22 protein-coding genes and 1 tRNA gene are annotated in these 17,219 nt (G+C 65.9%); 8 read left to right on the top strand and 15 right to left on the bottom strand.

Annotation, left to right across the window (positions count from 1 at the left end):
* On the bottom strand, positions 1-489 hold the full coding sequence (gene msrB, locus BN1313_RS08070) for a peptide-methionine (R)-S-oxide reductase MsrB (protein ID WP_091738837.1): 489 nt from the start codon (positions 487-489) through the stop codon (positions 1-3).
* Between the two features lie 2 nt (positions 490-491).
* Here msrB and BN1313_RS08065 point away from each other — a divergent pair, with 2 nt between their 5' ends.
* A complete protein-coding gene (locus BN1313_RS08065; protein ID WP_245620141.1) occupies positions 492-1,763 on the top strand; it encodes an AAA family ATPase in 1,272 nt (423 codons plus the stop codon).
* Between the two features lie 6 nt (positions 1,764-1,769).
* On the opposite strand, the gene argC is transcribed toward BN1313_RS08065, so the two are convergent.
* From argC to BN1313_RS08045, 4 genes are all read right to left on the bottom strand, one after another.
* Positions 1,770-2,750 carry an N-acetyl-gamma-glutamyl-phosphate reductase gene (argC, locus tag BN1313_RS08060; protein WP_091738834.1) on the bottom strand — a complete coding sequence of 327 codons (981 nt, stop codon included), beginning with the start codon at positions 2,748-2,750 and terminating at the stop codon, positions 1,770-1,772.
* A 94-nt stretch (positions 2,751-2,844) separates the two neighbouring features.
* A complete protein-coding gene (gene rpsI, locus BN1313_RS08055) occupies positions 2,845-3,327 on the bottom strand; it encodes a 30S ribosomal protein S9 (RefSeq protein ID WP_091738832.1) in 483 nt (160 codons plus the stop codon).
* Complete coding sequence (rplM, locus tag BN1313_RS08050) at positions 3,327-3,800, bottom strand: 50S ribosomal protein L13 (protein ID WP_091738829.1); 474 nt, start codon at positions 3,798-3,800, stop codon at positions 3,327-3,329. The genes rpsI and rplM overlap by 1 nt, the downstream gene beginning before the upstream one ends.
* A gap of 171 nt (positions 3,801-3,971) precedes the next feature.
* Positions 3,972-5,003, bottom strand: coding sequence for a COX15/CtaA family protein (locus BN1313_RS08045; RefSeq protein ID WP_091738826.1), 1,032 nt, complete (start codon positions 5,001-5,003; stop codon positions 3,972-3,974).
* 83 nt (positions 5,004-5,086) lie between these two features.
* On the opposite strand from BN1313_RS08045, the gene BN1313_RS08040 reads away from it, so the two are divergent.
* From BN1313_RS08040 to BN1313_RS16535, 3 genes are all read left to right on the top strand, one after another.
* Positions 5,087-5,284 (top strand): DUF2842 domain-containing protein, encoded by a 198-nt coding sequence (locus tag BN1313_RS08040; RefSeq protein ID WP_091738823.1) that lies wholly within the window; start codon positions 5,087-5,089, stop codon positions 5,282-5,284.
* A 60-nt stretch (positions 5,285-5,344) separates the two neighbouring features.
* Positions 5,345-5,421, top strand: a tRNA-Pro gene (locus BN1313_RS08035).
* Positions 5,422-5,519: 98 nt separating this feature from the next.
* On the top strand, positions 5,520-5,687 hold the full coding sequence (locus BN1313_RS16535; protein WP_176695942.1) for a hypothetical protein: 168 nt from the start codon (positions 5,520-5,522) through the stop codon (positions 5,685-5,687).
* Between the two features lies 1 nt (position 5,688).
* Here BN1313_RS16535 and BN1313_RS08030 read toward each other — a convergent pair whose 3' ends face one another.
* The 6 genes from BN1313_RS08030 to BN1313_RS08005 all read right to left on the bottom strand — a co-directional run bounded on the left by BN1313_RS08030 (position 5,689) and on the right by BN1313_RS08005 (position 9,680).
* Complete coding sequence (locus BN1313_RS08030; RefSeq protein ID WP_091738820.1) at positions 5,689-6,063, bottom strand: MerR family transcriptional regulator; 375 nt, start codon at positions 6,061-6,063, stop codon at positions 5,689-5,691.
* Between the two features lie 26 nt (positions 6,064-6,089).
* Complete coding sequence (locus tag BN1313_RS08025; RefSeq protein WP_091738817.1) at positions 6,090-6,401, bottom strand: integration host factor subunit alpha; 312 nt, start codon at positions 6,399-6,401, stop codon at positions 6,090-6,092.
* 95 nt (positions 6,402-6,496) lie between these two features.
* A complete protein-coding gene (locus tag BN1313_RS08020) occupies positions 6,497-7,474 on the bottom strand; it encodes a beta-ketoacyl-ACP synthase III (RefSeq protein ID WP_091738814.1) in 978 nt (325 codons plus the stop codon).
* On the bottom strand, positions 7,471-8,538 hold the full coding sequence (plsX, locus tag BN1313_RS08015) for a phosphate acyltransferase PlsX (protein WP_091738811.1): 1,068 nt from the start codon (positions 8,536-8,538) through the stop codon (positions 7,471-7,473). Before plsX ends, BN1313_RS08020 begins: the two co-directional genes overlap by 4 nt.
* A 210-nt stretch (positions 8,539-8,748) precedes the next feature.
* The gene (locus BN1313_RS08010) at positions 8,749-9,144 is read right to left on the bottom strand and encodes a YceD family protein (protein WP_245620140.1); all 396 of its coding nucleotides are present in this window, start codon (positions 9,142-9,144) and stop codon (positions 8,749-8,751) included.
* A gap of 8 nt (positions 9,145-9,152) precedes the next feature.
* Positions 9,153-9,680 carry a ubiquinol-cytochrome C chaperone family protein gene (locus BN1313_RS08005; RefSeq protein WP_245620139.1) on the bottom strand — a complete coding sequence of 176 codons (528 nt, stop codon included), beginning with the start codon at positions 9,678-9,680 and terminating at the stop codon, positions 9,153-9,155.
* Positions 9,681-9,803: 123 nt separating this feature from the next.
* On the opposite strand from BN1313_RS08005, the gene BN1313_RS08000 reads away from it, so the two are divergent.
* Both BN1313_RS08000 and BN1313_RS07995 read left to right on the top strand, forming a co-directional pair.
* Entirely contained in the window at positions 9,804-10,295 is a 492-nt protein-coding gene (locus tag BN1313_RS08000) for an outer membrane protein assembly factor BamE (protein ID WP_091738808.1), read from the top strand.
* Between the two features lie 150 nt (positions 10,296-10,445).
* Positions 10,446-11,537: an NADH:flavin oxidoreductase gene (locus BN1313_RS07995; RefSeq protein ID WP_091738804.1), complete on the top strand. Its 1,092-nt coding sequence runs from the start codon at positions 10,446-10,448 to the stop codon at positions 11,535-11,537.
* A 60-nt stretch (positions 11,538-11,597) separates the two neighbouring features.
* On the opposite strand, the gene BN1313_RS07990 is transcribed toward BN1313_RS07995, so the two are convergent.
* Positions 11,598-13,733, bottom strand: coding sequence for a sodium-translocating pyrophosphatase (locus BN1313_RS07990; RefSeq protein WP_091738801.1), 2,136 nt, complete (start codon positions 13,731-13,733; stop codon positions 11,598-11,600).
* 238 nt (positions 13,734-13,971) lie between these two features.
* Between BN1313_RS07990 and BN1313_RS07985 the strand changes: the two genes are divergently transcribed.
* Together BN1313_RS07985 and BN1313_RS07980 are read left to right on the top strand one after the other, a co-directional pair.
* Positions 13,972-14,349 carry a nuclear transport factor 2 family protein gene (locus BN1313_RS07985; RefSeq protein ID WP_091738798.1) on the top strand — a complete coding sequence of 126 codons (378 nt, stop codon included), beginning with the start codon at positions 13,972-13,974 and terminating at the stop codon, positions 14,347-14,349.
* A 69-nt stretch (positions 14,350-14,418) separates the two neighbouring features.
* Positions 14,419-15,351 carry a retroviral-like aspartic protease family protein gene (locus BN1313_RS07980; RefSeq protein WP_091738795.1) on the top strand — a complete coding sequence of 311 codons (933 nt, stop codon included), beginning with the start codon at positions 14,419-14,421 and terminating at the stop codon, positions 15,349-15,351.
* Here the strand turns inward: BN1313_RS07980 and thiL are convergent.
* The 3 genes from thiL to ribH are packed head-to-tail and all read right to left on the bottom strand — an operon-like array spanning position 15,348 to position 17,186.
* Complete coding sequence (gene thiL / locus BN1313_RS07975; RefSeq protein WP_245620138.1) at positions 15,348-16,298, bottom strand: thiamine-phosphate kinase; 951 nt, start codon at positions 16,296-16,298, stop codon at positions 15,348-15,350. The two genes, BN1313_RS07980 and thiL, sit on opposite strands and share 4 nt — an antisense overlap.
* On the bottom strand, positions 16,285-16,746 hold the full coding sequence (gene nusB / locus BN1313_RS07970) for a transcription antitermination factor NusB (protein ID WP_176695941.1): 462 nt from the start codon (positions 16,744-16,746) through the stop codon (positions 16,285-16,287). Before nusB ends, thiL begins: the two co-directional genes overlap by 14 nt.
* Entirely contained in the window at positions 16,743-17,186 is a 444-nt protein-coding gene (ribH, locus tag BN1313_RS16850; RefSeq protein WP_091738787.1) for a 6,7-dimethyl-8-ribityllumazine synthase, read from the bottom strand. Before ribH ends, nusB begins: the two co-directional genes overlap by 4 nt.
* Positions 17,187-17,219: the final 33 nt, after the last annotated feature.

Here is a 17,219-nt window from a genome sequence, read left to right as displayed (position 1 = left end):
CTAGGCCTTGTCGGGGACGAACTTCAGCGCCGCGCCGTTGCTGCAATAGCGCAGGCCGGTGGGCTTAGGCCCATCGCTGAACCGGTGGCCGTGGTGGCCCAGACACTGGGCGCAGTGATATTCCGTGCGCGGGACGCCGATCTCGAAGTCGGTCTTCATGTAGAGCGCGCCCTTGACCGCCGTGTAGAAGCTCGGCCAGCCGGTGCCGCTCTCGAATTTCCACTCCGAGCGGAAGAGCGGCAGGTCGCAGCCCATGCAGTGGAATGCGCCCTTGCGCTTCTCCCTGTTGAGCGGGCTCGTGCCCGGGAACTCCGTGGCCGACAGGCGCAGGACATTATAGGCGGCCGCCGGCAGGCGCTTCTTCCAGTCGCGCTGGGCGATCTTGCGGAAAGGCGAGTTCGCATAGGGGTCAGCGGCGAAGGCGGCCGACGGGACGAGGGCGGCGACGGACGTCATGGTCAGGAAGCCGCGGCGATCGATCTGGGTCATAGTTGGATTACGCTGACCGCCTTGCGGCGGATGCAAGGCCGGCTAGCCTGCGACCGCTCCTGGCGCAGCGCGCCGAGACCCTCGCGGTCCACTCCAAGGCCAATGGAACGGCGTTCATGATCGAGACCCTGGCGATCAGCGGCTATCGCTCCTTTCGTGACCTCATCGTTCCGCTGGGCCAGCTGACCCTGGTCACCGGCCCGAATGGGTCGGGCAAGAGCAGCCTCTACCGCGCGCTGCGGCTGCTGGCCGACCTCGCCGAGGACCGTCTGGTCGCGAGCCTCGCCAGTGAAGGCGGACTGGAATCGACCCTCTGGGCCGGTCCGGAGCGCATCTCCCGCGAGATGCTGAGCGGCGATCATGAGGTTCAAGGCGGCCGCCGGCGCGGGCCGATCGCCCTGAAACTCGGCTTCTCCGCTTTCGACAAAGGTTACGCCGTCGATCTCGGTCTTCCCCAGAGCGGCGGCGGCGATCCGTTCGCTCGCGACCCGCAGATTAAGGCCGAGGCCCTTTGGAGCGGCGAAGCGCTAACTCGGGGCGCCGTCATGGCCGAGCGTCGCGGCGGCCATGTTCGTGTCCGCGACGACCGCGGCTCGTGGCGCGATATCCGCCAGGACCTGGAGGCTTTCGACAGCATGGTGGTGGGCTGCGCCGATCCGCAGCGCGCGCCGGAGTTGGCCATCCTGCGCGAGGAGATGCGCCGATGGCGGTTCTACGACCACATCCGCAGCGACCGGGACGCGCCGGCGCGCCGCCCGCAGGTGGGCACCCGCACCGTGGCGCTGGCCTCCGACGGCGCCGACTTGGCCGCGGCCTGGCTCACGATCGAGGAGATCGGCGACGCCCAAGGTCTCGCCGAAGCCGTCGACGACGCCTTCCCCGGCGCTGCCGTCGAGGTGGCGGTCGACAGCGGCTGGTTCACCCTGCAGATGCGCCAGAAGGGCCTACTGCGACGGATGACGGCCGCTGAGCTCTCGGACGGCACTCTGCGCTATCTGATCTGGGTCGCGGCGCTCGCCTCGCCGCGCCCCCCGCCCCTGCTGGTGCTCAACGAACCGGAGGTCGGCCTGCATCCCGACCTGCTGGCCCCGCTCGCTCGGCGCCTGATCGCCGCGGCCGAGCACAGCCAGGTGGTTGTGGTCACCCACTCCCAGCCCTTGATTGAAGCATTGGCGTCCGATGCCGGCTGTACGCGGCTTCGGCTTAGCAAACGCATGGGCGAGACCCAGGTCGAGGATGTCGAGAGCCCGGCCTGGGTCTGGCCCGTTCGCTAACGCGCGCTAGATCCCCTCGCCCTCCGGCAGGCCCAGGGTCAGGTTCAGGTTCTGCACGGCCGCGCCGGAGGCGCCCTTGCCGAGATTGTCCAGCACCGCCGTCAGGATGACTTGCCGCTTGGTCTCCGACCCGAACACATAGAGTTTCATGCGGTTCGTGCCGTTCAGCGCCTCGGGGTCCATCGGCTTGATGTAGTTGGCGGCGCCCGCGCGGGTCTTCTGCAACTCCAGGCACTCCGCGCCCGAGGCGACCTCGACGAAAGTCTCGCCGGCGTAATAGGCGATGAGCGCCGAATGTAGATCGGCTACCGACGGCTTGCCGGGCAGCGCCCAGAGCTGCAGCGGCGCCTGAACGATCATCCCCTGGGCAAAGCGGCCCACGGAAGGCGCGAACAGCGGCGGATGGCTGAGGCCCGCATAGGCCTGCATCTCCGACACATGCTTGTGCGCTAGGCTAAGACCATAGGGGCGATAGGCGTCCGCAGTGCCGTCCGGGATCGGCTGTTGTTCGAACTCCTCAATCAGGCCGCGACCGCCGCCCGAGTAGCCGGAGACGGCGTTGATGGTGATCGGGAAATCCGGCGAGATCAGGCCGGCCTCGACCAGCGGCCGGGTCAGGGCGATGAACCCGGTCGGATAGCAGCCCGGGTTGGCGATCCGCGTCGCCTTGCGGATCTCATCGCGTTGACCCGGCGCCATCTCGGCGAAGCCATAGACCCAGCCGGGCGCGACCCGGTGCGCGGTCGAGGCGTCGATCACCTTGACCTGGGCGTTGTCAATCATCGCCACGGCGTCTCGGGCGGCGTCATCCGGCAGGCACAGGACCACGGCGTCCACGCCGTTCAGAAGTTCACGGCGCGCGTCGGGGTCCTTGCGCCGGGCGGGATCGATGGACACGACTTCGACGTCTACACGGCCTTCCAGCCGCTGGCGGATCTGCAGGCCGGTGGTGCCGGCTTCCCCATCGATGAATACGGTCTTGGCCATGATCGGAACTCCGTAGAGGTCGTCTGCAACAGACAAAAGAAAGGGCGCTTCGGTTGCCCGAAGCGCCCTTTCCGAGATCGATAAGAGTCTCGGCTTAGCGCTTCGAGAACTGGAAGCTACGACGGGCCTTCGCCTTGCCGTACTTCTTACGCTCGACGACGCGGCTGTCGCGGGTCAGGAAGCCATGCGGCTTCAGCAGAGCGCGCAGGCCGGGCTCGTAATAGGTCAGCGCCTTCGACAGGCCATGACGCACAGCGCCGGCCTGACCGGACAGACCCGAACCTTCAACGGACACAATCACGTCGAACTGGCCGACGCGGTTCGTCACTTCCAGCGGCTGGGCGATCATCATACGCAGCACCGGACGGGCGAAATAGACTTCCTGGTCGCGGCCGTTGATCGTGATCACGCCCTTGCCGGGCTTGATCCAGACGCGCGCAATGGCGTTCTTCCGCTTGCCGGTCGCATAAGCGCGGCCTTGGGCGTCGATTTTGGGTTCGCGGACGACTTCTTCGGCCTGGGTCCCGAGACCCTTCAGGGCCTCGAAGCCTTCCGGCGCATTGGCGGCTTCCGACATCAGGCGCTCCGCACGTTCTTGGCGTTCATGTCACCGAACGCGATGGTTTCAGGGTTCTGCGCGGCGTGCGGGTGCTCGGCGCTGTTGTAGATGCGAAGGTGCGTCAGTTGCTTGCGCGCCAGGGGGCTTTCCTTGGGGAGCATGCGCTCGACGGCCTTCTCCAGGATGCGCTCAGGGAAACGGCCGCCGAGGATCTTGTCCGCGGTGCGTTCCTTGATGCCGCCCGGATGGCCGGTATGCCAGTAGTAGATCTTGTCCGTCAGCTTCTTGCCGGTGAACTTCACCTTGTCGGCGTTGATCACGACAACAAAGTCGCCGCAGTCGACGTGCGGGGTGTAGTCAGGACGGTGCTTGCCGCGAAGACGGTTGGCGATGAACGAAGCCAGGCGGCCGACCACGGCGTCCTGGGCGTCGATCACGATCCACTTCTTCTCGACCTCGGCGGGCTTCAAAGAAGCCGTGGTCTTCAACATGGGATTGATCCGTAAAGTCTGGCCGGCGCAACGTCGCCCCGGCGTGAGGGCCGGCATATGCCGCAAAGGTCAGGACCAAGTCAACAGGGTACTGCAAGCTGATATCTAATATATATGAATAAAATCAATATGTTATGTATTACGGTAATATAATACCCGGCTAAATGCGGATCATACCCGTCTCACCCGCCAAGCGAAGGCCACCGCCAGACACAGAGCGAGCGCCGCCATCAACTGGTGGGCGATTCCTAGGCCGATGGGCACCACGGCCATCAAGGTCGCCACGCCAAGCCCCGCCTGGACCACGACAGCGAGGCTCGCCAGCAGCGCGAGAGACCGTGCGTCGCCAGCCAGGTAGTTGGATCGCCAAGCCCCGACACCCAGGCAGAGGGCGTAGACAAAGAGCCCGTAGGCCAGGAGTCTGTGGTGCAGTTGGACGGCGCCGGCGCTGTGCGCCAGGGTCGCCCACAGGCTAGCCCCCGCATAATCCGCCGGGATCAGCGCGCCGTTCATCAACGGCCAGTCGTTGTAGACCATCCCCGCATCGTTGCCGGCCACCAGGGCGCCCAGCAGGATCTGCAGGTAGATCAGCCCGATGAAGATGACCGCCCGCCGGCCCCAGGGACTGGGCAAGGTCTGCCGGGCGCCCCCGGCCCAGGCGTCCAGCGCCGTCCAGAACAATGCGGCCAGCAGGGCGAAGGCCAGACCCAGATGGATCATCAGTCGCTCGGGAGCGACGGAGACCCGATCGGACAGTCCGCTCGCCACCATCCACCAGCCAACAACGCCCTGCAGGGCGCCCAGTGCGAAGATCAGCGCCAGTCGCAGAAGCAGCCGCCGCGGGATTTCCCGACGGGCGGCGAACCAGACAAACGGAATAAAGAACACCACGCCCAGCAAGCGACCGAGCAGGCGATGAGACCATTCCCACCAGTAGATCGACTTGAAGGCCGCCAAGTCCATATGGGGGTTCACCCGTTGGAACTGGGGAATCGTCTGGTATCGCGCGAACTCGGCCTGCCAATCGGCGCGGCTGAGTGGCGGTATCGCACCGGTGACTGGCTTCCACTCGGTGATCGACAAGCCGGAATCGGTCAGGCGTGTCGCGCCGCCGACAACGACCATCGCCAGCACCATGGCGGCGGTCAGCAACAGCCACAACGCTACAGCGCGGGAGCGGTCAGATCGCAGGAACGAAGTCATTCGCCGGAGTCGCCCTCTTTCACGGCTGAACTGTGGCTCACCTCGCTCTTACCTCAGAACGCGGCTGAGGCTAAGACCACGCGATGACCGCACGCATGCGCAAGTTCATCGGCGTCTTCGCCATCCTCGGGTTTCTGGTCCTCTACATCGGCCTCGTGGGCATGGTTGCGGACTACATCCCAAAGCACTGGGCGGCTCAACTCGCCTATTTCGTCGTTGCTGGCATGGGCTGGGGCGTGCCGATCCTGCCCCTGTTGTCGTGGATGAACCGCGGACGCTGATATTGGGGGATTGCAGCCCGCCGCGGGGGCCGCCTATAAGCACCGCTCGCCGCGAGGCGTCGGAGCGTAGCGCAGTTTGGTAGCGCACTTGACTGGGGGTCAAGGGGTCGCAGGTTCAAATCCTGTCGCTCCGACCATCGCGAGCGGCCTCCCCCTAAAGGGCCTCTCCTGCCGAGCTTGGTGGAACTCCACGGCCTCGCCACCCATTTCCCCGGCCTCACCGGAGGATTTCGTCATGGGCGAACCTCGCAACCCCGACCGCCACTACAATCCGGAACACGAGGCGCCTCGAACGGAGAACCAGGAGCCTCGGTCGGAAGAGGAAATTCTCCGCGATGAGCGTCAGACAGAACGTCAGGCCCCGACGAACGCCGATCCTGGCGAGCCCGCCGGCGGGGAATAGGTCAGGGCTTCAAAAGGGCGTCCAGGCGGGCCTTGGCGGCCTGAAGCTCTTGAAGGCGTTCTTGCAGGGCGTTTGACGCGCCAGGCGTCGGCTGATCGACCTTTGTGGCCCTGCCGGCCTCGACGAGACGCGCAACGCCGCTCTCCTTGTGCACGGCTTGCACGGCCTTGATGCTCCAACCCTCGTCGTGCAGCAGCCGCCGAACGCCGGCGATCACGGCGATATCCTGTGGGCGATAGAACCTGCGGCCGCCGGCCCGTTTCATCGGGCGTATGAAGGTGAACTTTGTTTCCCAGAACCGCAGGACGTGTTGCGGCACGTTCAGCTCGTCAGCCGCTTCCGAGATCGTTCGAAAGGCCTCAGGACCTTTCGCCACCGCTCAGGGCGTCCTCATGGCGCAGCTCAGCCTGTCGAATCCGAGAGCGCGCGGTCGACGCGGGCCTTCATGACCTGAGAGGCGCGGAAACCGATCACCCGACGCGGCTCGATCGCGGCCGGCTCGCCGGTCTTCGGATTGCGACCCATGCGGGCGTTCTTCGCGCGCACCTGGAAGACGCCGAAGCCAGACAGCTTGACCTGCTCGCCGTTCTCCAAGGCGGCAGCCATCAGCTCGAGCACACGCTCGACCAGTTCCCCGCAATCCTGGCGCGTCAGTCCCACTTCTTCGTGGACCGCTTCGCAAAGATCCGCTCGCGTCACTGTCGCGCCCTTCATCGCCAGCCGCTCCCCCGCTGAACCCCGAAGACCGAACCGTGCCCTGATTGTTTCGCCGCGTCAAAGACTTCAAGGCTTTGGCGAAGGCCAGAGGATCAATAGCGAAGAACGCAGGCGCCCCATGTGAGCCCGCCGCCCATGGCCTCAAGCAACAGCATCTGACCGCGTTGGATGCGCCCATCATTCACGGCCTGGGCCATGGCCAGAGGAATGGAGGCCGCCGAGGTATTGGCGTGCTCGCCGACCGTGACCACGACCTTTTTCTCATCGATGCCGAGGCGTTTGGCGACCCCGTCCAGAATGCGCAGGTTGGCCTGATGGGGAATGAACCAGTCCACCTCCTCCACCAACACGCCAGCGTCGGCCGCCGCTGCGGTGATCGCCTCGGCGATGTTCACCACGGCGTGGCGGAACACCTGGTTGCCCTGCATGCGCAGCTTGCCGACCTGGCCGGTCGTTGAAACGCCCCCATCGACGTAGAGCAGATCCTGCTTACTGCCGTCGGCGCGTAAGGCGAAGCCCAGCAATCCCTGATCGGTCGTGTCGCCGCGTCCCTCCCCCGGCTCGACCACCACGGCGCCGGCGCCGTCACCGAACAGGACGCAGGTCGAACGGTCAGTCCAGTCCATCAGGCGTGTCATGATCTCGGCGCCGATCACCAGCGCGCACTTGGCCCGGCCACGTGCAACAAATCCATCGGCGGTCGACAGGGCGTAGACGAATCCGGAGCACACCGCCTGGACGTCGAAGGCGACGCCGACGGGGCAGCCAAGCTTGCGCTGGACGATCACCGCCGTTGCGGGGAAGGTCAGGTCCGGCGTGGTCGTCGCGACAATGATCAGGTCAACGTCGGAAGGCTCGCGCCCCGCCGCCGCCAGAGCCTTGCGCGCCGCCTCGACGGCAAGGTCGGACACGGCCTGCTCTGGGGCAGCCCGGCGGCGCTGGCGGATCCCCGTGCGCTCACGGATCCATTCGTCGGAGGTGTCGACAACCTTGGTCAGGTCGGCGTTGGTGACCACCTCATCGGGCAGATAACCGCCAACGCCCGTAACTACGCTACGCAACACGCTCAAGCCTCACCCTCGCTGGTCATCACAGCCGGTCGAGGCGCAAGCGGCGCCAGACCTGCTGGAAGGCGCGTCATGGTGCGCTTGATCTCTTCAGAAAAGTCGCTGTCGGCCAGGCTCGCCGCGACCTTGATAGCGTCGGCAAGATCTTCGGCGTCCGCGCCGCCGTGGCACTTCACGACGATGCCGTTCAGGCCAAGCAAGGGCGCCGCCGGGGGTGGGTTCATCCGCGCCCGGAACCGCTTCAGCGCTTTACGGGCCAAAAGAGCGCCGGCGGTGGAGACCATATCGGCGGTCAGCGCCGCGCGCAGTTCGGCGCCGACAAACTTGGCTGCGCCCTCCATCGCCTTCAGGGCGACATTGCCGGTGAAGCCGTCCGTGACGATGACGTCGACAGTGCTGTGGGTCAGGTCATCACCCTCAACGAAGCCGCGATAGTCGAGGTCGATGCCGCCGTCCTTCAGGATGCGATGGGCCTCGCGGACCTCCTCGTGGCCCTTCATGTCCTCGGAACCCACGTTCAGCAGACCCACCGTCGGTTTGGCGGTTCCGTGGGCGGCGCGGTGGAACGCCTCGCCCATGATCGCGAACTCCACCAGGCGCTGGGCGTCGCAGTCAACGTTTGCGCCGACATCCAGGAAGGTCGTCATGCCGGTGGGTCCAGGCAGGCTGGCGACCAGCGCGGGACGCTCGAGGTCTGCGCTCATTCGCAGGATCAGCTTGGAGATGGCCATCAAGGCGCCAGTGTTGCCGGCCGAGACCGCCGCTGACGCCTCGCCGGAACGCAGCGCCTCCACCGCGTTCCACATGGAGGTGCCCTTGCTTCGGCGCATGGCCTGGGCCGGCTTCTCGTCCATGCCGACCACGCGATCGGCATGACGCACTTCGCAGCGAGCCCGCGCCGCCTTGTGCCGCACGAACTCAGCCTCGATGGCCGCGGCGTCGCCGTGAAGCAGGAACCGCACCGACTCCGGCGTGCGACTCGCGGCCAGAACGACGGCCGGCGCCACCGCCGATAGGCCGTTGTCGCCGCCCATGGCGTCGATGGAAATCACCAGAGGTTTCGTCAAATGACTTCGTCCTTCGGCCGCGCCGGCGGCCTGCGCCGACCAGAAGCGACGGCCACTTGAATCGCCACGTTCAGGATACCGCCCCTCTTCCCCGCGATGCAAACGCCTCGGGCGTCATTCCGGAGGGTTCTTGAGCGCTTTCAGGGCCGCGAACGGCGAAGTTTCCTCGGCGGGTGGCGCATAGTCGAACTCGACGCCGGGTTTGCGGGGTTAAGGATCCAGTTCCAGCGCGAGATGTTCCAGGACGTAGGCCTCGACGTCGATGACATCGTTATCCAGCACGTCCGGCGGATCATCCGCTTCTGCGTCGAGCTCGATCTCGCTGGTTTCCGGCAATGGCGCGTGCGGGCTGCCGGCGGGAACGACACGGATTGAAAACTGAGTGCGGATCGGTTCGTCGAATTCGTCGAGGCTGACACTGCAGGTCTGTTCGACGATCGCGTCGATCTCGCCGCTCAACTCGGCGCCGTCCAGCCATGCACGGACGACCACCTTGGCTTGCAGGGCCTTAACGGAGACGACCGCCAACTCGGCCGCAATCGCCTTGCGCGCCCCCTCGTCCGGCGCGTACTCAACCGTGACCGGGCCGCGGGCGATCTCGTGCAAACGAATGCTCAAGGCTTCACCCACGAATCCTCGCCCGCCAGCAGGCCTTCCAAGGGCTGGATGGCCAGGCCGTCGCGTTGCTTGCGGATATAGGCGACCATCGGTTCAGTCGGTGCGCCAGCCTCGGCGTAGATTGTCCGTGCGACCAGGTCGCTGAGCTCCGTCGTCTGCGGGAAAGCCGCAAACGCGGCCTCATAGGATTTGGCGCGCCCGAAAAAGGCTTCGCCCAGTTTACGCATCTTCTTGCCCACCGACAGGTCTCCGACACCCATCTCGCGCAAAGCGTGGTCCAACGAGGTCACATAGGTGTCGAACAGAGTCTGCGAAACGTCGCTGGCCGCGGGGCCATGCCCGCGTAGGCGATCCAGAAGAAGCACGACATGCAGGCTGTAGATCTCGAAGCGGCCTTCAGCGGTGTCCGGCGTGGCCAGGTCCTGATAAAGCGCCGGCGTCCGCGCCTGGTCGACCGCCGCCGAATAGAGCGCCCGGCCCGCCCGGACGGCGCCACGGGGGCGAAACAGTCGGTCGAAGATCATCGGCGGCCTCGATTTCGCCAGAACCGGCGGGTAAGCGGGCATTGAACTAAGGGGCGCACGGCGATAGGTCAAAGCCTCCGGCGCCCATAGCATGGCTCCTACAACAACAGGTCTCGACGACAGATGTTTCGCCGCGCTCTCACCATCGTCGCCGCCGCCGCAATCTTGGGCAGCGCGGCCTGCGCGCCCATCGCGTCGCACAACGGCTTCCAGGCCATCGAATCCGACCCTAAGGACATCAAGGTCGGCGTCGACACCAAGTCGACGGTGCGCGGCAAGCTGGGTTCCCCATCCGGCGCCTCGACCTTTGATCCGAACGTCTGGTTCTACATGAGCCAGGTGAAGCACCGCGTCGCCTTCCGCCGCCCGCGTGTTGTCGAGCGCAACGTCACCCTTGTCTCCTTCAACAAGGAGACCGAACAGGTCATGGCGGTGAACAACTACACCTTGAAGGACGGCAAGGTCGTCGCCTTCAACGGGCGCGAAACCCCGACCCGTGGCCGTGAACTGACGATCCTCGAGCAGATCCTCGGCAACGTCGGCGCGACGGGCATGCTGCCCAACAACCCGCAGGATTCCGGCGTGCCTGGCAGCCGCCCGGGCGACCGCCGCTAATCCGACGCTTCTGTTAATCCTTCTCCGGCAAGCGCGTAAATTGTCGGCGCTGGGGCGATTGCGCCACAGCCAAGCCTTGCGCGACTGAGGCGCCCTTCCCCATCTGCCGGAACGCCTCTGCGCAGTTCGCGGGGCACACCGGAGATCGCCTTGCCCGTCGCCGCCCTTTTCACGCCCTACGCCATCAACGGCCTCACCCTGCCCAACCGCATCGTCATGGCCCCCATGACGCGCGCCAAATCTCCGGGCGGCTTCCCGACCGAAGAAGTCGCCAGCTACTACGCCCGCCGCGCCGCCGATGTCGGCCTGATCATCTCCGAGGGCACGGGGATCGCCCGCCCCGCCTCGCTCGGAAACAAGGACGTGCCGCGTTTCCACGGAGACACCGAGCTGTCCGGATGGAAGCGGGTCATTGACGCGGTCCACGCCAAGGGCGGTCGCATGGCCCCGCAACTCTGGCACGTGGGCTCGACCGCGCATGGCGCTGACGGCATTCCCCAGGAGAGTGTCGAAAGCCCCTCCGGCCGGCTCAAAGGCGATGAGATCCATGGCGCGCCGATGAGCGATGCGGCGATCTTCGACACCGTCGCGGCGTTCGGGTCCGCCGCGGCTGACGCCAAGCGCCTAGGCTTCGACTCGGTCGAACTGCATGGCGCTCACGGCTACCTGATCGATCAGTTCTTTTGGTCAGGCCTGAACAGCCGCGCCGACGCCTTCGGGGGGGATATGGCCGGCCGCACTCGCTTCGCGGCCGAAGTGATCGGCGCCGTTCGCGCCGCTGTCGGCCCTGACTTCCCAGTGATCATTCGGCTGTCCCAGTGGAAGCAACAGGACTATGCCGCGCGCATCGCCGAGACGCCTGCTGAAATGGAGGCCTGGCTGAAGCCGCTGGTCGAGGCCGGCGCCGACGTCCTGCACTGCTCGCAGCGCCGCTTCTGGGAACCTGAGTTCGAAGGCTCTGACCTCAACTTCGCGGGCTGGGCGAAGAAGCTGACGGGCGCCACGACCATCACCGTTGGGTCAGTCGGCTTGTCGGGGGATTTCTTCGGCGCCTTCGCCGGCGAGGGGTCCGCGCCGGTGTCTCTGGACGAACTGACGCGCCGCCTGGAGCGCGGCGACTTCGACCTTGTCGCCGTGGGCCGTGCAATCCTGCAAGATCCGCAATGGGTCGCCAAGGTGCGCGACGGCCGCACGGAAGATCTGATGACCTTTGAGCGCGCGGCGATGTCCACCCTGTCCTGACGCGCAAAGAAAAGCCCCCCGGGATCGCTCCCCGGGGGCCCGTTCAGATCAATGGGGCGATCAGGACGCCGCCAGCACCGCCACCAGCAGCAAGGCGACGATATTGGTGATCTTGATCATCGGGTTCACCGCCGGACCCGAGGTGTCCTTGTAGGGATCGCCTACGGTGTCACCGGTCACCGCGGCCTTGTGGGCGTCGGAGCCCTTCCCGTGCCGCACGCCGTCACTGTCGGTGAAACCTTCTTCGATCACCTTCTTGGCGTTATCCCAGGCGCCGCCGCCCGACGTCATCGAGATGGCCACGAACAGGCCGGTGACGATGACCCCCATCAGCATGGCGCCGACGCAGGCGAAGGCGTCCACCTTGCCGGCGATCGCGTTGATGACGAAGAATAACACCACCGGGCTCACGACCGGCAGCAGCGAGGGGACGATCATCTCCTTGATGGCCGCCTTGGTCAGGATATCGACGGCGCGACCGTATTCCGGCTTCACCTCGCCCGTCATGATGCCGGGATTTTCGCGGAACTGGCGGCGCACTTCGACAACGACCGATTGGGCGGCCCGGCCCACGGCGGTCATCGACATCCCGCCGAACAGGAACGGCAGCAGGCCGCCGAACAGCAGGCCCACGACCACATAAGGGTTGGACAGGTCGAAAGCGACCGGCCCCAGGCCATCGAAGAATGACCCAGGCGCGGCGTTTGCTGCGAAGTACTTCAGATCCTCGGTGTAGGCGGCGAAGAGGACCAAGGCGCCTAGTCCGGCCGAACCGATCGCGTAGCCCTTGGTCACGGCTTTCGTGGTGTTGCCGACCGCATCGAGAGCGTCTGTCGTCACGCGGACCTCCGGCGGCAGACCGGCCATCTCGGCGATTCCGCCGGCGTTGTCGGTGACCGGACCGAAGGCGTCGAGCGCGACCACGAAGCCCGCCAGCGACAGCATCGCCGTCGTGGCGATGGCGATGCCGAACAGCCCCGCAAGGTTGTAGGTGACGATGATGCCCACGATAATGACGATCGCCGGGGCCGCGCACGACTCCAGCGACATCGCCAGGCCTTGGATCACATTGGTGCCGTGGCCCGAGACCGAGGCCTGGGCCACCGACTTCACCGGGCGGAAGTTGGTGCCGGTGTAGTACTCGGTGATCATCACGATCAGGGCGGTGATGACCAGGCCCGCCATGGCGCACCAGAACAGGGCCATGGAATCAAAGGTCTTGCCGTCTACCGTCAGCGGCTCGGTCACCAGTGACGGAATGAGGAAGTAGAGCGCGATCGCCGACAGCACGCCGGTGACGATCAGGCCCTGGTAGAGCGCGCCCATGATCGAGCCCTTCTTGCCCAGTCGGACGGCGAAGGTGCCAAGGATCGAGGTGATGATGCAGACGCCGCAGATCGCCAACGGCAGCAGCATGATCTGGCCCAGCATGGCCGATCCGCCGAAGAAGATCGCCGCCAGCACCATGGTGGCGACGGTGGTCACAGCGTAGGTCTCGAACAGGTCGGCGGCCATGCCCGCGCAGTCACCCACGTTGTCGCCGACGTTGTCGGCGATGGTCGCCGCGTTGCGCGGGTCGTCTTCCGGAATGCCGGCCTCGACCTTTCCGACCATGTCACCGCCGACGTCAGCGCCCTTGGTGAAGATGCCACCGCCTAGACGGGCGAAAATGGAAATCAGCGAGGCGCCGAAACCCAGACTGACCAGGCCGTCGATGACGTGGCGCTCCGCTGGCTCGAAGCCGCCAGGACCGGTCAGGTAGGCGTAGTAGCCGGCGACCCCGACCAGAGCGAAGCCCGCCACCAGCAGGCCTGTGATGGCGCCGGAGGTGAAGGCCATTTTGAGCCCCTTGGCGAGGCCCTCGGACGAGGCCTGGGCGGTGCGGACATTGGCGCGCACCGAGATTAACATGCCTGCGAAGCCCGCAGCGCCGGACAGGACCGAACCGATCAGGAAGCCGACCGCCGAATAGACGCCCAACAGTAGAAACAGCGCGATCAGCACGACCACGCCGACCAGGGCGATCGCCGTATACTGCCGCTTCAGATAGGCCTGAGCCCCTTCCTGAATCGCCGCGGCGATTTCCTGCATCCGGGCGTTGCCCGGAGACGCTTTCAGCAACACACCGGCCTGGACGGCGCCGTACAGCACCGCCAGCAGGCCGGCGACAATCACCAGCAACAAAGTGGAATCCATTTTTAGGCGCACCCTTCATGCGTTACCGCGGCGGCGCGCCAGCAGTCCGTAAAGCACGGACTCCGACACAAATCCCCGCCCCGAACGTTTTCTCCCAGCCCCATTGAGACAACTGACGCGTCCCTTGGCGGCGTGGCGAGCCTGACCTAATCGCCGCGCGGGCGCAACTGCGGCGCGGCGGCTTGAACATGGCGCGGAAGGGGCGAATGGTGGCGGCAAAACAACGGAGGCGACATCCATGCCGTCAAAGAATGTTCAGACCGCCATCACCCATCTGTTTGACGCCTACAATGCCCGGGACCTGGACCTCGCGACGGCGGGCTATTCGCCCGACATCGTCTTCATCAACCGGACACGCGGGACGACGATCACTGGCGTCGACGACGTGCGCGCGATGTTCGCCAAGGGCATGTCCTCGCCTAACCCCGCCCGCGCCGAAATCGACGAGATCTTCGACGCTGGCGACACGGTGGTCTTCACCTTCACCATGCACACCGTCGATCCGGAAAGCGGCCAGAAGCTGGTGACGCCCTGGTGCGATATCGTGAAGTTCAACGCCGCCGGCCAGATCACCTACGAAGACAATTACAACGGTAAGTCCGAGCCCGCCGCCTAGCACCCAATTCCACGACCCAATTCAAAGATCGATGTTATCGTCCTGCCAAGATAAGGGAGGGTTCGGACGATGGACGCGAAAAGGCGCGCGCTGCTCCTGGCGGGACTGGCGTCAGCCGGCGCTACGAAGGCCTGGGCTCAGCCGTCCGTCGCCCGCGCCCCCGAGATCGAGGCGCCGGACACTCTGACTGATCCTGACACGCGCCTCGACGTCGCCTTCGACCAGCACGACCACATGACCGCGCCGGTGACCATCAACGGCGCCGGCCCCTACCCCTTCCTCATCGACACGGGCTCGAACGTCTCCTGCGTCTCGACTCGCCTGGCCGCCGACCTGCAGTTGCAGGCTGGACCGGTGACCCGGGTGCATACCGCGGTGGGCGCCAAGCTCCGGCCCAGCGTCGTGATTGACCGCTTGCAGGTCGGCGCCCGCAACCGACGCTCGGTGAAAGCGCCGTCGCTGCCCCTGTGGAGCGGCGACCAGAGCGGCGTCCTTGGCGTCGATTGGCTGAAGGGCCAGCGCCTCGCTTTGGATTTCAAGTCGAAGTCCGTGGAGATCGGCAAGTCGCGGACGGACCAGAGCAAGGAGGGCCAAATCGTCGTCGGCGCACGCCGCCGTCATGGCCAGCTGACGATCGTCGACGCCGATATGAACCCCACCCGCATCAGCGCGATGATCGATTCAGGCTCGGAGATCACCATCTGCAACGACGCCTTGCGCGCTATCGTCGACGCCAAGGTCAACACCTACGAGCGCCGGCAGATGATCGGCCTGGAGACGCTCGCCGGCGAAAGCTTTCGCGGCCAGATGATCTATCTGCCGTTCTTGCGGCTAGGCGGCCTGCAACTGGGCAATGTGCCGGCGGCCCACGTGAACATGCACATCTTCAAACTGTGGGACCTCGACGACCGCCCCGCCCTCATCCTGGGCATGGACCTGCTGCGCCAGTTCTCCTGCGTCACCCTCGACTTCGGCCGCTCGACGGTGCGTTTCGACGTCTAGAGGTGGCGCCACCCGCCGGCGCCAACTGCGATGGCCTCGCCATCAAGCCGAACGTCGCGCCCCGCCGCGATCACCTCGCCGATCACTGTGAAGCCCTCGAGGGTCACAGGCCCAGCGCAGACGATCTCATAGTCATCGCCGCCGGACGCCAGAGCGAGCAGGCCCGCGGCCCGGTCCGACTGACCGGCAAGCCAAGTCCGCGCGGCCGCCGACAGGGGCGTCCTTTCCAGATCGATCCGGACGCCCAAGCCGCTGGCTTCGCCTATGTGGCCTGCGTCGGCGATCAGGCCGTCGGAAACATCCGCCGCCGCATGGGCGTCCGCTCGCAGCGATTCTGTGAGATCCAGCCGGGGCGTCGGCAGGCGGTAGCGGCCGGTCAGATAGCCGTCGTCGGTGATTTCGCCGCGCGCCGCCGCCAGGCCGAGGAAGCCGTCACCGATCGTTCCGCTCACCATCAAAAGGTCGCCGATCTGCGCGCCGCCACGACGCACCATGCCGCCTTCAGGAACCCAGCCCATCGCTGTGAGGCTGGCCGTTAGAGGTCCGGACGTCGAGACCGTATCGCCGCCCATGAGGGCGACATCGTAACGTTTAAGATCCTCACCAAAGCCGCTGGCGAAGGCGGCGCGCGCTGCGGCCGAAAATCCCTTCGGCCAGGCGACCGCCAGGAAACAGGCGAAGGGCTCAGCCCCCTTAGCCGCGAGGTCGGACAGGTTCACCCGTAAGAGCTTGCGCGCAACCAGGGCCGGGTCTTCACCCACAGGAAAGTGGACGCCTTCAACAATGGCGTCCTTGGTCACGACGAGGTCGTAACCCGGCCGGCCGCTGATGACCGCAGCGTCGTCCTTCAGATCGAAAGCGCCAGGCGCGCCGCGGGCGAGCGGCCGGAACAGGCGGGCGATCTCGCCAAATTCACGGTCCAGGTCGTCGTCCTCAGCGCCGGACATCCCGGGCCACGCCATCGAGGGCGCCGTTAACGAAGCCGGGTTCGGGCCCTTCGAAGAAAGACTTGGTCAGCTCGACATATTCGTCGATCACGACCTCCGTCGGCACATCCGGACGATTCATGAGCTCAAAGGCGCCGGCGCGCAGGATGGCGCGCACCGTCGCGTCGATGCGGTCGAGCTTCCAGTTTTCAGCCAGTCGCTTGATGACCGCCTGATCGATCTTGGCCTGGTTGGCTACGACGCCGCGCACAAGGCCGGCGAAGAAGGGTTCGTCAGCGCCGGCCAGGGGCGCGTCCTCGCCCTCCTCGCCCGAGAGCGCACGATCGAAGCGGTGGTCGCTGAACTCACGGATAACCGCCTCGACGCCGACGCTCGAGACTTCCATCTGGTAGAGCGCCTGCGCCGCCGCCAGACGCGCGACGGTGCGGGCCTGGTTGGCGCTGCTCACGCCTGGGCCAATTGCTGCTTGAGCGCGACCATGGTGAGCGCCGCGCGGGCCGCCCCGCCGCCTTTGTCGCCTTCGCTGGAGCGCGCCCGCGCCCAGGCCTGCTCTTCGTCCTCGACCGTCAGCACGCCATTGCCGATGCATAGTTGCTGGCTCGTGGTGAGGTTCATGATGCCCCGGGCGGATTCGTTGGAGACCACGTCGAAGTGGTAGGTCTCGCCGCGGATCACCACGCCCAGGCCGACATAGCCGTCGTAGGGCTGGGCGCCGGCTGCAGCCATGGCGATGGCGCCGGGGATTTCGAGCGCGCCGGGCACTGTGACAATGTCGAACTCGGCGCCGTGGGCCGCCAGCACGTCGATAGCCCCTTGCAACAGGGCGTCGGCCAGATCGGAGTAGAAGCGCGCCTCCACGATCAGGATGCGGATCTTGTCGTCGCTCATGGAAACTCGCCTGATTTTGGGATTGGTCGGCCG

Source organism: Phenylobacterium immobile (ATCC 35973) (genome assembly GCF_001375595.1).
In the GTDB taxonomy this organism is placed as follows: Bacteria; Pseudomonadota; Alphaproteobacteria; order Caulobacterales; family Caulobacteraceae; genus Phenylobacterium; species Phenylobacterium immobile.
The sequence above is the reverse complement of the archived record's forward strand: the minus strand, read 5'-3'. Positions and strand labels throughout refer to the sequence as shown.